Origin of the sequence: Spartinivicinus poritis (assembly GCF_028858535.1) — a bacterium.
Taxonomy (GTDB): Bacteria; Pseudomonadota; Gammaproteobacteria; order Pseudomonadales; family Zooshikellaceae; genus Spartinivicinus; species Spartinivicinus poritis.
In genome coordinates this window covers 15,363-29,760 of sequence record NZ_JAPMOU010000017.1, presented here as the reverse complement: position 1 = coordinate 29,760, position 14,398 = coordinate 15,363, and the positions used below count along the sequence as shown (strand labels likewise).

8 protein-coding genes are annotated in these 14,398 nt (G+C 41.2%); 6 read left to right on the top strand and 2 right to left on the bottom strand.

From position 1 onward, the window contains the following. Window positions 1-44 precede the first annotated feature (44 nt). The 3 genes from ORQ98_RS14120 to ORQ98_RS14110 all read left to right on the top strand — a co-directional run bounded on the left by ORQ98_RS14120 (window position 45) and on the right by ORQ98_RS14110 (window position 4,777). Window positions 45-638, top strand: coding sequence for a LemA family protein (locus tag ORQ98_RS14120; RefSeq protein WP_274689455.1), 594 nt, complete (start codon window positions 45-47; stop codon window positions 636-638). A gap of 47 nt (window positions 639-685) precedes the next feature. After that, complete coding sequence (locus ORQ98_RS14115; protein WP_274689454.1) at window positions 686-2,644, top strand: M48 family metallopeptidase; 1,959 nt, start codon at window positions 686-688, stop codon at window positions 2,642-2,644. Window positions 2,645-2,899: 255 nt separating this feature from the next. Then, window positions 2,900-4,777, top strand: coding sequence for a ricin-type beta-trefoil lectin domain protein (locus ORQ98_RS14110; RefSeq protein WP_274689453.1), 1,878 nt, complete (start codon window positions 2,900-2,902; stop codon window positions 4,775-4,777). A 266-nt stretch (window positions 4,778-5,043) separates the two neighbouring features. Here the strand turns inward: ORQ98_RS14110 and ORQ98_RS14105 are convergent, their stop codons facing one another. Together ORQ98_RS14105 and ORQ98_RS14100 are read right to left on the bottom strand one after the other, a co-directional pair. Next, complete coding sequence (locus tag ORQ98_RS14105) at window positions 5,044-6,360, bottom strand: phage tail protein (RefSeq protein WP_274689452.1); 1,317 nt, start codon at window positions 6,358-6,360, stop codon at window positions 5,044-5,046. A 442-nt stretch (window positions 6,361-6,802) separates the two neighbouring features. After that, window positions 6,803-9,061 carry an acyl-CoA dehydrogenase gene (locus ORQ98_RS14100; protein ID WP_274689451.1) on the bottom strand — a complete coding sequence of 753 codons (2,259 nt, stop codon included), beginning with the start codon at window positions 9,059-9,061 and terminating at the stop codon, window positions 6,803-6,805. A gap of 518 nt (window positions 9,062-9,579) precedes the next feature. Between ORQ98_RS14100 and ORQ98_RS14095 the strand changes: the two genes are divergently transcribed. The 3 genes from ORQ98_RS14095 (at window position 9,580) to betA (ending at window position 14,348) form a co-directional block, all read left to right on the top strand. After that, entirely contained in the window at window positions 9,580-10,512 is a 933-nt protein-coding gene (locus tag ORQ98_RS14095) for a GGDEF domain-containing protein (RefSeq protein ID WP_274689450.1), read from the top strand. 616 nt (window positions 10,513-11,128) lie between these two features. After that, window positions 11,129-12,586 carry a betaine-aldehyde dehydrogenase gene (gene betB / locus ORQ98_RS14090; protein ID WP_274689449.1) on the top strand — a complete coding sequence of 486 codons (1,458 nt, stop codon included), beginning with the start codon at window positions 11,129-11,131 and terminating at the stop codon, window positions 12,584-12,586. 16 nt (window positions 12,587-12,602) lie between these two features. Further along, on the top strand, window positions 12,603-14,348 hold the full coding sequence (gene betA / locus ORQ98_RS14085; protein WP_274689533.1) for a choline dehydrogenase: 1,746 nt from the start codon (window positions 12,603-12,605) through the stop codon (window positions 14,346-14,348). Window positions 14,349-14,398 lie beyond the last annotated feature (50 nt).

The following is a 14,398-nucleotide window of genomic DNA, read 5'->3' as shown; positions in this document are numbered from 1 at the left end:
TCTAGAATACTAAGTGTAAGTGTCACATAGGGAGAACAAACACCATGTCTATCCCCACAATCATCACCCTTGCTATCTTAATCGGTGCAGCCTTTTATGTAATTAGTATCTACAATAATTTGGTGAAAAAGCGGAATACTTTTAAAAATGCCTTTGCTCAAATCGAAGTACAATTAAAAAGGCGGCATGATTTGATCCCAAACTTAGTTGAAACTGCCAAAGGCTACATGAAACATGAACAAGAGACCTTAGAAAAAGTCATATCTGCCAGGAATGCAGCAGCAAATTTATTACAGGATCTAGCCCAACACTTAACCCCAGATGATGTAAGAAAATTTAGTCAAGCTGAGCAATCTCTAACAGGTGCGCTTGGACAGCTTAATGTTGTGATGGAAAATTATCCGGACCTGAAAGCCAGCCAAAATATGATGCAGCTTTCAGAGGAATTAACCAGCACAGAAAATAAAGTGTCTAGAGCCAGACAATTTTATAATGACGCAGTCACTGACTACAATAACTTTCGACAGTCATTTCCACCCAATGTACTTGCCAATATGTTTGGCCACACTCAGGATATTGGCTTGCTTGAATTTGCCGATTCAGCACAAATTCAGCAAGTACCGAAGGTATCTTTTTAACTCTTTCCATAAAAGGTAAATAAACCTATTAAATATCTTATAATTTTATGAATTTCTTTGAGTGGCAAAGAACTGCCAAAAGAAAAACAAAAATACTAGTACTATTACTTATAGTTAGTGTTATTGGCATCAGCCTAATACTTTACTTTCCTCTTTTGTTTTTTTTCTACTACTTTCAAAGTGGTGCTGTTCCTTCCACAGAAAAAGCCTATCTACAAATTGACTGGGTCAATATACCTTTCTTTTTTGCTTGTTTAGCTGGTGTTGCATTTGCTGTTCTATGTGGCAGCCTATTTAAAACTTATAAATTATCTTCTGGAGGATATACAGTTGCTTCAGCTTTAGGTGGTAGAAAAGTTAATGTAAATACCACCAATTTCTATGAAAAACGTTTACTAAATGTTGTCGAAGAAATGGCTATTGCCTCAGGCACCACTGTTCCTGATGTTTATATTTTAAACTCTGAGCTGGCTATTAATGCCTTTGCTGCAGGTTTTCAGCTGGAGGATGCTGTGATTGGCGTTACTCGAGGCTGCAGTGAAAGATTAACCCGTGATGAACTTGAAGGCGTTATTGCACATGAATTCAGTCATATCATTCATGGAGATATGCGAATCAATATCAGACTAATTGGGATTGTATTCGGTATTACGATGATTGCCCATTTAGGTGAAATTATATTACGAGGTGGCCATAGTGGCCGTAGCAGAGAAGGTAGAACCTTTCTCCTTGGGCTAGCATTTGTTATTGCAGGCTCTATTGGCACTTTTTTCGCCAGTTGGATCCGATCCACCATCAGTCGAACCCGTGAATATTTAGCAGATGCCTCTGCCCTGCAATACACTCGCAACCCAGATGGTATCAGCAATGCACTAAGGCGAATAGGCGGCGCCTCTGTAGGCACTAACCTGGAGTCAGCTAATGCCAGCGAAGTCAGTCATATGATGTTTGGTAGCAGCTCAACAGGTTTTTTTGCAAGTTTGTTTGCTTCTCACCCACCACTGGAGAAGCGAATTAGAAAATTACAACCCAGCTGGGATGGCAGGTTTTTACCCCCATTAAATATAGCAGAGCTCGAAGATAAACCTGAGCAAACAACCTCTGCCCAAGAGCAATTAAATAATACCGCAGCAGTCATGGGTTTTACTTCTTCTGTTGCTGCAGTGACTCACCATCAACTAGAACAAGCGATTAATCATATTGGCCAACCCGAACCTGAACATATTCAATATGCTCAGCAGTTGTTAAAAACCTTACCCATTGCTATCAACAAGGGACTTCATTCACCCACTGATGCTCCGCTGTACATTATGGCCTTAGTTTTTGCTAAGGAAGATGATCTGCAATTACAACAATTACAGCTACTGTCTCAACATTACCCTAATACGGATACAGCCGTAAAAGTAGAGCAGTTTGCAAACCAAATCCAAATAGCGGCAATACCAGACCCATTAGCATTAGTTGAAATAGCTATGCCCACATTAAAACAAGGAAGTTTGGTACAACGTACCAAGTTAGAAAAAAGCATACTGCCGCTCATTCAAGTGGATAAGAAAATTTCATTATTTGAGTGGGCTGTTGCTGCTATTATAAAGCATTATTTTAATAAGTGGGCAGAAACTCATCGTGCAGGCAAGTTATCTAAAGAAATAAAGCAGTTTAGTAGTTTAACCTATGAAATCCCTCAAGTAATTGGCATTATTTGTCGTGTCTCGGGTATGCCTGCTGAGCAACAACAACACTGCTTTGCAACAGCGATGCTAAAACTAAATATTAATCAAGACCAGCTACCATCCCAACTTTCCTTCCAAAAACTTTACAGAGCACTAGAATGTTGTGCAAACCTAACACCAGAGCTTAAGCAGCAATTTATAAACATTTGCTGCTATTGCATTGAGTTCAATCAAAAGGTCACCTTAAAAGAGGCACAAATATTGAGAGCTATTGCTATTTTAATCGGTTGCCCAATCCCTCCTATCGTCAACACATCGTTAGAGAATCGTTAAAAATGATTTTTTATAGTTACTTTAAGCCTTGCTTAAAGTAAGTTTATACTTCCATACTACTATAATATAAAGCTCTACTCTTTCTGCTTGAGACGACTCCTTACCATGCTAACCAGGAATATTAAATAATTTTCTAGCAGTTTAATGTTTATCTATTTTTATCAATGTGTAAATATAAAAATGTAATCTTTACTCACTAAGATTATCAGTCGTTTTAAATAGACTTAAATAAAATAAAAAAGTAAGGGAATATTAATGATTAACAAACCGCTACCCTTGGCAGCTTTAACATTGGCGATGTGCTCTACCTGGTCATTTGCAGATGTAAATGAAGAAATAAAAACCTATATGGAGGAGTTTCACCAGAACCCTGCAGCCGTAATGGACAAACTGCCACCGAAAACAGGATATTCTGCCACATTATTTTCTGAAAACGCTATCACTAACAGAGATTACATTCAATATAAAGATCAAACTCGACAAAAAATCATTCAAGGAGAAAATACTAATTTAGATATCCCAAGAGCACCTATAAATTATAACAATGACAACCCTGCCCGGTTAGTTGACTTAGGCAATAATGTCATTAGCAACTTATATACACTCGATAAAAAAGCACCTAAACAGCGCTCATTAGAAGTACAACCTTGGTCAGATACTTATTGGCCACTTTATTCAGGTGCAGCCGCCTGGCGTTATGCAGATAGTGACTTATGGCGTTCATCACCATCTAGCTGGAAAGACTACTGGAATTTTAGTTATGTAACTAAACCTGTTGCTTCTTACACTGGCCAAGCTCGAGATAATTTATCCCCAGCAGAAAAATATGACCTTTTAATGGGTGATTCCAACTATACCCTTACTCAAAATGCCTGGAATAGCGGTAAAGGCTATTATGAGCGCAGTGGCAAGGTAGAACGTTGGATGGGGTTATGTCATGGCTGGGCACCAGCGGCTTATATGCTGCCACGCCCAACAAAAACCTTAACAGTAAAAGATGCCAATGGTGAAAATCTTACCTTCTATCCATCCGATATAAAAGCGTTGGCTACTTTACTGTGGGCTAATGCCCGGTTCAATACTCGCTTTATTGGCAGCCGCTGTAATATTAAAAACCCTCAGCGAGATGCTAATGGCCGGATAATTAATAATGTATGTTTTGATACAAACCCCGGCACCTGGCATATGTCTGTGGTGAATCAGATAGGCATCTCTGGTCGTAGCTTAATTATGGATGCCACCTATGATTATCAAGTGTGGAACCAACCGATCCAGTCTTATAAAGTTACCTACTTTAATCCACAAACTAACGCTAGTTATTCATCTGCCAAAGCTGCCACTATCCCTCTATCAAACTATACCAATGATAAGTTTAGTAGCTATCGTGGTAGTCAATCTACTCATATTGTTGGGGTAAGAATGGATGTGTCTTATGTTGTTGAAACGAATCCATCCCATCGACGTACCGATAGCCCTCAGTATGATGGTATTACTAAAGTCAGTTATTACTATGATTTAGAGTTAAATAACCAAGGAAAAATCTTAGGTGGTGAGTGGTATAGTAGTCGTCATCCTGATTTCCTCTGGACGCCAACACCAAAAGCCATGGCTAAATCTTGGCAAGATGGATCAGGTAAGTGGAGTGCAGGTCAATCTGTTCCTGCTAACTGGAAGAGCAAAGCCAAGCAGTCATCTCGTTATGGCCAGCCATTAACTTCTGTAGTTAATGAGTTGTTTTCTCGCGCCTCTGGTGGCAGTAGTACACCTAGCGACGAGTGGCGTCAAATAGTATCTGATGATGGTTTATGTTTAGATGTTGCTGACAATGGCACGACTGATGGTACAAACGTTCTGGCTTGGGACTGTCATTCAGGTAATAACCAAAAATGGTGGCAAGACCGCTATGGTCGACTACATCCAGCCCACGCAACCAATATGTGTGCAGCAGCGAAGTTAAACGAAGGTGGTAAGTTAGTAATTGAACGTTGCAACAATACTCGTGCACAACGCTGGCAGTGGAATGGCAACTATTTACGGAATTTAGCTAACTTTAATTTATCCCTTACTTATAACCCAGACAGCTGGCAAGCAATGATCACATCAGATCATGATATGACTTGGTCTTGGCAGTAGTTTTTTAGCAGTCTTTAACACCCTCTTCCTCTGGGAGAGGGCTGGAGTGAAGGTATTGTATAAACTGTCTGAAAGAAAAGGCAGGATTGTAACTCCTCTTTGAAAAAGGGGGGTTAGAGGGGATTTATTAGGTGTTTTGAGTAGTTTTTTATGAAATCCCCCTCAGTCCCCCTTTTTCAAAGGGGGAAGCTGGATCATGATATTTCCTCACTTTTCGCGACACTTTGCAAAGGGAGAAGGTGTTAAACAGCAATAAAAATTCTTAATTAAAATACTTCAAAAACAATAGTTGCAACTTCAATATTTGTGTATGTTAATGGCAAACCTTTCTTAAGCTCTTCAGGAGTAAGTTCTCTAATTCCCATTGAGAATAACTCTTCATCTGTATTATTGTTTTTTACTGAATATTCACTTTGATGGTTTTGCAAATATAGTTCATTTCCTACTAAGTCACCACTAACTGTACTTATAGACACTTCACCTGGCGCATTGTTACTTGTTACTGCAAAGCTTGGAGTATCATCACTACGGGCTGTTGTTTTACTCTTTGCACCATGATTTTCCATTAAAAAATATGCATGATGCCCTATTGCAACATTATCAACTTTAATATTTCCATTAGAGTTTTTACTTCGAATTGTAATCATTATCCTAAACGAACGATCACGATATCCAAAGGGTAGCCATAGTGTGCCATTTCCATTAATTTGTGGGCGATAAACCCGCTTTGCCGCTATAATCGCTGGATAAAACTCGCCTTTTTCAAGCTTACCCATGAGCACATCATCATAACTCGTATCAAACTTTTGATCATGCTCTGCTAAGCTATTTGGATTGTAAGTGTTGTCAGCAACATCATATAGTTTAAAAGCGTCAGTAGGACTCCATCTTAAGTGATAAGTTTTTGCTGGTTCGTAATTAAATGTTCTTTGCTCTTTTTTATCATAGTCAGCTGTATTAAAGTTCTTCCAGCCTCGCCAACGAATGATTTGGTCTTTTTGAACCACTAGTTTATTTTCATTATTTTTAATAGTAACTTTAAGCCGATTATCACCACCTACGATTTCAGGCGGAAAAGGTAAGTTGGCTAATTGTTCCTTATAAACCCTATCAACATACTCACGCGAAGCCAATACAATAGCTGGATCAATCTTAAGTTCTATATTTTTAGCATTTGACACTTCCAGCACCACTTTTAAATAAAGGCTGCTGGCACTGCCACTGTTTTGCTGTACTTTTGGTTTATAGGTTTTCGGATATTTACCAATGCAAATTAAGTCGCCTTGACCATCATATAAACCAAACTCGGTAATATAAAAACCACCTGCATCAACAGGTATTACAGCCTCTGCCACTACCCAGTTTTTATTTTCTGGGTCAATGGATAGATTGGTAATATTGCCAGACCAGCGTTCTCGCACCAAGGCTGTTGCTGATTCGTTAGGGAAAGTTTCTTTGCCCTCTTCAGTTCCACCATCACCGACTTTAATTGTGGTTAATTTAAGGGTATCACCCATTAAAGTGGCATTTGTCAGCTTTGCAGTGCCCACTTCTGTTAGTAAGTTGTAGTATTGTTTATTCATAGCTCCATTTGATTATCACTGTCAGTTCTTTGGTTTGTAAATTTATCATTGTTAGCACCTTGTCATCAGGTGAAATATTTCACCCTTCTTTGCTAGTTGATAAGTATTGGTTATTTAGTAGCTATCAAAAACATTGCCCTAGTGGTAGCTACCCAAGTAATATGTTGTTTTAGTCATTTTATTGTTAAAAATTATTTGAGTTATAAAGCTTAAGCTGTGTAGATATACTCATCGCATAGAATAAAGGGAAAAAAGCCAAATGAGTCATTTTCAAGGTGAAGGTTCACAAAACTATGATGAAAGAATTGTTAAGCTTATTCCCGGCTATCATTTGTTGCATAGAACTATTAGCACAAGCCGGCTTTTGTGGTATGCACTCATATTTTCAGGCATTACGGTTTCGTGCTTTTCACACCACAAAAGCCGAATAATCATACTATGACTAGTGTTTGTGCTTGTTCTTCACACCTGCGTGTCTACCTGGCCTGGTTTTTAACTGGCTTAAATAGCTAGCAGTAAAATAGTCGACCTCTATTGCTTTAGTAACAGCCTGTTCTGCTGCTTTTAGCCGTTGTGCTTCAAGGTCGGTAATAATACCTTGCGCAACCGCTTGTTCAATAGTCTTCAATTGGTTTGCTTTGATTTTATCCCGTAATGGTTGAGTGTTAATAACCTGCTCAAATGCTGCCTCAACCCTTCCGACACCAGTATTTGCATCACCCACAAAAACACCTTCTGTTAATCGCTGCCTAGTATCTGAAGGCGATAACAACAGTTCCGCACAAGCCTGGGTTAATTTATCTGATGGAGGTTTACGACTAGCGCCTCTTGGTAATACATAAAAACGCATTAGCCAAGCCAATGGCCGTGATGGAAAATTCGCAATTACCTCTGCCAAGCGCTGTTCAATAACCCATAAGCTATTTTGTACGCACCAATCCACTAGAGGTAAATCGGTTTGTTGACGGCCATCATCATCAAAGCGCTTCAACACACAGGAAATCAAATAAAGCTGGCTGAGTACATCGCCTAACCTGGCAGAAAGGAATTCTTTTCGCTTTAATTCACCACCAAGAGTTAGTAATGCAACCTCACTCACTAATGTCAGTGCAGAGGCATAACGTTCAACCTGTTGATAGTGCCTGCGCAATGTACCATCTTTATCAGGGTTATTGGCAAAATAGCCACCTGTCCAGGCATGGAACCAAGCACGACCAAATGTTTTTAATTGAAAAATTAAATGCTTAGCAATTAAAGCATCAAATTTTTCTAAAGCAACCGCTTCATCTTTAATTTCAGCAGTATGCAGTTCATCCAATAAATAAGGATGACAGCGCATGGCGCCTTGCCCAAAAATAATCAAACTGCATGTAAGGATATTTGCACCTTCAACCGTAATAGCAACAGGAATTGATCGATAAAAATTACCCAAGTAATTACTTGGCCCATCACAAATCGATTTTCCTCCATGGACATCCATCGCATCATTAATAGATTCTCGTAAGCAGTTTGTAGAGTGTGCTTTTAATATTGCTGATATAACGGCAGGTACTTTACCTTGGTCTAACGCCCAAGTAGTGGTTTTTCGGGCAGAATCTAACATATAGGCATAGCCAGCTATTCGCGCTAGACGCTGTTGCACACCTTCAAACATTCCAATTGGCACATTAAATTGCTCACGAATACGCGCATAGGCACCAGTGGAACGTGCAGCGAGTTTGGCACCACCAGTACTGAGTGATGGCAAAGAAATACTCCGGCCAGCAGCCAAGGCTGACATTAGCATTTTCCAACCTTCACCAATTCGCTCTTGACCTCCAATAATCCAGTCCATAGGAATAAACACATCACGCCCCCAGTTAGGGCCATTTTGAAATGCTTGAAACGCGGGATAATGGCGTTCGCCAATTTCAACTCCAGAAGTATTGGTAGGCACTAAAGCCACTGTTATTCCCAGCTCTTCTTTCTCCCCAAGCAAGTGGTCTGGGTCGTACAGTTTAAAAGCCAACCCTAATAAAGTAGCAACTGGGCCCAAGGTAATATACCGCTTATGCCAGTTTACTCGCATCCCTAACGTTCGTTTACCATTGTAGTCTTCATAACAGACCACTCCCTTATCAATCATTGCTGCTGCATCTGATCCTGCTTCTGGGCTAGTGAGGCCAAAACAAGGAATGTCACGGCCATCGGCTAAGCGAGGTAAATAGTGCTCTTTCTGCTCATCTGTTCCGAACTCCATTAACAGCTCACCAGGCCCTAGCGAGTTTGGCACCATCACTGTTACTGCAACCGTTGTACTACAGGTAGCAATTCGCGTTACCACTTCAGAATGGGCATAAGCTGAAAACTCCAAGCCGCCATAGCACTTAGGAATTATCATGCCAAAAAAGCGCTTTTCTTTTAGAAACTGCCAAATGGGCGCAGGAATATCACGGTGTTCAAAGGTAATCTCCCAGTCATCTATCATTTTACAAAGCTCAGTAACTGGGCCATCTAAAAAAGCCTGTTCTTCTTCAGTTAACTTCGGTTTACCAATACTATGTAACACTGACCAGTCAGGCTTCCCAGACAATAGTTCTGAATCCCACCAAACACCGCCAGCTTCCAATGCTTGACGCTCAGTTTCAGAAATGGGGGGCAAAACTGCTTTCAAGTGCCGCAAAAGTGGGCCACTGACCCAACGTTGACGAAAGGTGGTCATGAGCTAGCCTCCTGCACACATAGGATATCTATCAAAGTAGGCTAGATAATTCAAAATTAATAAAGTTAAAACTGAAATAAAACCATTAATAGTTATAGTTTTTTATTGTTTGTCTGTACTGAATTAAACCAGGTTTAACCTTCGCTACAATTTTATCTTAGCAACTACTCCAGAAAGAAAGGCTACTATAGTGACGGCTATACAAACTTAGCATCAATATAAGGTCACTTATAGATAACTTGCAACCTATGTATGAAACAAAAAGAGCTAAAATAAAAGGAGCAGCAAAACCAGCTCAAGCTGTTAAACCTATCTCAAACAACACTGTTCCGTATTTAGGTTATTTATTAGATAGTTTTGAATGCTGGAAACTATAGTGTTAATCAATACTCAATTCAAAGTATATTGTTATTAAAGGCACGAAAAATGCGGCCAATCATTCATTTAAAATCAAAGTTTCAGATATAATTAAACCCTGGATTTACAAGCAAACTTAAAAACTAGGATTGGTGTAAAAAGTGGCTCAAGGTAGTAAAGACTATAATATCGGCAAGGGCAGCAGTATAAAACATACTAATAATCATAACGATAGCAATAACAATGCAATCAGCCCTCTAGACGATAGTGAACAGCAGTTGGAAGATATTATAGAGGTTGATGAAAACACGCTATCATTAGCCGAGCTTGAATTTATTGCTAATGATAAAAAAATGCATAAGTGCTATGAAGAGAAATATAAAAACCACCTTTATTCTAACATTCTAATGTCCCTCACCCATGAGTCCTTTCCTGAAAATGAAGCCAAAGCCCTTTGGTATGAAATAATCGATCATATGCAAAAGTTAAATCATACCCTGGGTAGATATGTAGGGGTATCAGTAGCCTCGCTAGACTATCTTGCCAATATTAAGTGCACGTTAATTGAACCTAAAATAATTGAAGAAGATAAAATTAACTATGCTGCTCAAGCAACAACGAAAGATGAGTTAACCAGCTTATATTTACGAGAAGTATTCAATGTAGTACTTAAAAAAGAACTTGGTGAGGCCAGACGAAACAACTCAATGTTGTGTTTATTAATGATAGACATCGATGACTTTAAAAGCGTCAATGATACCTATGGTCACCAAAAAGGTGATGAAGTGTTAAGTAAAATTGGCGATACCATCAATGACTCTATAAGAGAGATGGATTTAGCCGCTCGCTACGGTGGTGAAGAACTCGCCATCATTATGCCTAACACCACTATGAAAGATGCCTATCAAGTGGGTGACCGTATTAGAAAAAAAATTGAAAACTTAACCTTTTGCAGTTTTAATGTCACTGTCAGTATTGGGCTTGGGGTAACCAGTAAAACAGTCAATACCATAACCAAACTGATTGATGTTGCTGATGCAGCTTTATATAAAGCCAAGGAAAATGGAAAAAACCAAGTGGTTATGGGGGATTAAATATACCCTTATCAAAGGGTATACACACCAAAATTTTATTGATTAAAAAATGTTGATACTTACTCAATCGATATAACTTAAATTTCCTGTTTTATATGCCTAATATCAGGCTCCAGACTACTCAGTGAAATAATTTGTTTAGAGTGATCTATGTAAATCCACCCAGAAAATCTGCCTTCTTAATTTAACCTCTTTTCAAATAGTTTCAATAGTTTATTGTGTATTTTAGTTAACTTATTTATTCACGCCATAAATAAAGTTCATTTACGACAGTTACTACAAGCTATTTATCTGAACACGACATATCCACCACATATTAATAGTGCCAACCGATCATCTTTATCCACAGCAATCATTGCTAAGGTTTCTTTGAAATCAAATATCAGGGTCTAAAAGCAACATTTTGTCCCACCGCCCTTGACTTCTGAATAAAAAACAGTCAGAATTATTTTTAATTGAACAAATAATTAAATTAAGCCGTATAAAAATCAAACATCAGGCTTGGCTAATACAGCATCTCATCTACTTCATAACACTGCCTTTACTACCAAGCCTGCATAACCAATCAATGCTGCATCACTGAATACTTAAAACAGAATTATCAGGATAAAGTTCTATGCAACACTCACTGTACATCAATGGTCGCTATCAAGATGCCACTTCAGGAGAAACCTTTGTTACCCGCAACCCCGCAACAGGTGAGTTATTAGCTGAGGTACAACAGGCCTCATTAGCCGATGTCGATAGCGCTGTAGCAGCTGCCAAAGAAGGCTTTAAAGTGTGGTCTGCAATGAGTGGTGCCGAACGTGGGCGGATTTTAATGAAAGCTGTCGCGATCTTGCGAGAACGTAACGATGAACTTGCCATGATCGAAGTACAAGACACCGGCAAGCCACTGCAAGAAGCTATCTGCGTTGATATCGCTACAGGTGCCGATGTGATTGAGTATTACGCTGGCCTGGCAGCGACTATTCACGGCCAGCAGCAAGACTTAGGTGGCACCAACTTCTTTTATAGTCGACGCGAGCCATTAGGCATCTGTGCTGGTATCGGTGCTTGGAATTACCCTATTCAAATCGCTATGTGGAAGGCTGGCCCAGCCCTAGCAGCCGGTAATGCGATGATCTTCAAACCCTCCGAAGAAACCCCTTTAGGTGCAATGAAACTGGCTGAAATTTTCACTGAAGCTGGCTTACCTGATGGGGTATTCAATGTGGTACAGGGTGACTATCGGGTAGGTCAGGCACTCTCCCGCCACCCCGAAATTGCCAAAGTGTCGTTTACCGGTGAGTGCGGCACAGGCAAAAAAGTCATGGCAGACGCCGCTGGCTCACTAAAAGAAGTCACCATGGAGCTAGGAGGTAAATCCCCCCTCATCGTTTTTCCAGATGCCGATTTAAATAATGCAGTATCTGGTGCATTACTCGCTAATTTCTACACCCAAGGTGAAGTCTGTACTAACGGCACTCGGGTGTTTGTTCATGACAGCATTTATGACCAATTTGTCAGCCAAGTAGCAGAGCGTACTCAACGCTTAGTTATTGGCGACCCCACAGATATCAACACCCAAATTGGTGCGCTAATCTCCAGCCAGCATATGGAAAAGGTGTTGGGCTTTATTGAAGCAGCCAAAGCCAGTGGTGCCCGGTTAGTCTGTGGTGGTGAGCGAGCAACCGAAAGTGGCCTGGATCAAGGCAACTTCGTAAAACCTACCGTATTTGCTGACTGCACTGACGAAATGCCCCACGTCAAAGACGAAATCTTCGGTCCTGTTATGTCCATCCTTCGTTTTAGCGATGAAGATGACGTCATTCAACGGGCTAACAACACTCAATACGGCCTGGCCGCCGGTGTGTTCTCTACCAATATTTCTCGTGCTCACCGCGTAACTGCCCAATTGCAAGCCGGCATTTGCTGGATCAATACCTGGGGAGCCTCCCCTGCTGAAATGCCTGTAGGCGGCTACAAGCAGTCTGGTATTGGTCGTGAAAATGGCATCGAAACCCTCAACCAATACACCCAAACCAAGAGCGTGTTTGTGGAACTGGGTGATCTTGAGTGCCCATACAGCTAAGGGAGGGAAGCAAACCATGAATGAAGATAGCCAATACGATTACATCATAGTAGGCGCGGGCTCTGCTGGCTGTGTACTAGCAGACCGACTCACTGAAGATGGTCGCCACAAGGTTCTGATTCTGGAAGCCGGTGGCAGTGATAAAAGCATTTTTATTCAAATGCCCACCGCCCTCTCTTACCCCATGAATACTGAAAAGTACGCCTGGCAATTCCACACAGAACGGGAGCCATATTTGGATAACCGCTCTATGCACTGCCCAAGGGGCAAGGTACTGGGTGGCAGCTCTTCAATTAATGGCATGGTGTATGTACGCGGCCATGCCTGTGACTTTGATGAATGGGAAGCACAAGGAGCCAAAGGCTGGGGATATCAACATTGTCTGCCCTACTTTAAAAAAGCCGAAAGCTGGTACAAAGGTGGTGATTCTTACCGAGGTGGTGACGGCCCATTAGCCACGTGTAATGGCAATGACATGAAACTCAACCCCCTGTATCAGGCTTTTATTGATGCTGGTGAACAGGCAGGCTACCCCACCACTGATGACTACAATGGTTATCGCCAAGAAGGCTTTGGCCCCATGCACATGACAGTCGATAACGGTGTGCGCGCTTCTACATCTAATGCCTACCTACGCCGCGCCTTAAAACGCAGCAATCTCACCTTGATCAGCAACGTCACTGTTCACAAGGTTGTGTTAGAAGGCAAACGAGCCACCGGGGTTAAATACGAATTAAATGGTGAGCTGGTTGAAGTACAGGCTAGTCAAGAGGTTGTTCTCTCAGCCGGCTCTATAGGCTCACCACAGCTACTGCAACTATCAGGTATTGGCCCTGCCAAGGTGTTGCAAGATGCCGGTGTAGAAATTGTAAAAGACTTACCAGGCGTAGGTGAAAACCTGCAAGACCATTTGGAAGTGTATTTCCAGTATCACTGTAAGCAGCCTATTACCCTGAATGGCAAGCTGGACCTATTCAGCAAAGGAGTGATTGGCACCCGCTGGATTCTGTTTAAAGATGGCTTAGGAGCCACCAACCACTTTGAGTCCTGTGCCTTTATTCGCTCTCGTGAAGGGCTGAAATGGCCCAATATCCAATATCACTTCCTGCCTGCTGCCATGCGTTATGACGGTGGTAAAGCCATTGATGGCCATGGTTTTCAGGTTCATGTCGGACCAAACAAACCAGAAAGCCGCGGTCGGATCTGGATTAAATCAGCAGATCCCAAAGCCAAGCCAGGCATTCTGTTTAACTACATCAGCACCGAGCAAGATAAACAAGACTGGCGCGATTGTATTCGGTTAACTCGAGAAATTCTCAACCAACCAGCCATGGATGAATATCGAGGAGAAGAAATTCAACCTGGGGTAGAAATCAGTAGCGATGAAGAAATCGACCGCTGGGTAAAAGCGAATGTAGAGAGTGCCTACCACCCTTCTTGTAGCTGCAAAATAGGCGCAGCAGATGACCCCATGGCAGTGCTTGATGAGCAGTGTCGAGTACGTGGCATTGAGTCACTAAGAGTGGTGGATTCCTCCATTTTCCCCACTATCCCTAACGGCAATCTGAACGCCCCTACCATCATGGTGGCGGAAAAAGCAGCTGATTTAATTTTGGGTAAACAGCCCCAGCAGGCTGAGCAAGTAGACGTGTGGATTGACTCAGAGTGGCAACAGCGTCAACGACTTAACTCCCCCATGCGAGCAATGGCTATTGAGCTTAACCAAGAACAACAAGAAATCATTACCAACGCAAATAACTAAATAAAAACACGGCAGTGGACGCCTAAAAATTAAGGATTTTGGAGCATTTT

Coding starts and splice junctions, on each gene's coding strand:
- ORQ98_RS14120 (WP_274689455.1), top strand. CDS start 45: ATGTCTATCCCCACAATCATCACCCTTGCTATCTTAATCGGTGCAGCC.
- ORQ98_RS14115 (WP_274689454.1), top strand. CDS start 686: ATGAATTTCTTTGAGTGGCAAAGAACTGCCAAAAGAAAAACAAAAATA.
- ORQ98_RS14110 (WP_274689453.1), top strand. CDS start 2,900: ATGATTAACAAACCGCTACCCTTGGCAGCTTTAACATTGGCGATGTGC.
- ORQ98_RS14105 (WP_274689452.1), bottom strand. CDS start 6,360: ATGAATAAACAATACTACAACTTACTAACAGAAGTGGGCACTGCAAAG.
- ORQ98_RS14100 (WP_274689451.1), bottom strand. CDS start 9,061: ATGACCACCTTTCGTCAACGTTGGGTCAGTGGCCCACTTTTGCGGCAC.
- betB (WP_274689449.1), top strand. CDS start 11,129: ATGCAACACTCACTGTACATCAATGGTCGCTATCAAGATGCCACTTCA.
- betA (WP_274689533.1), top strand. CDS start 12,603: ATGAATGAAGATAGCCAATACGATTACATCATAGTAGGCGCGGGCTCT.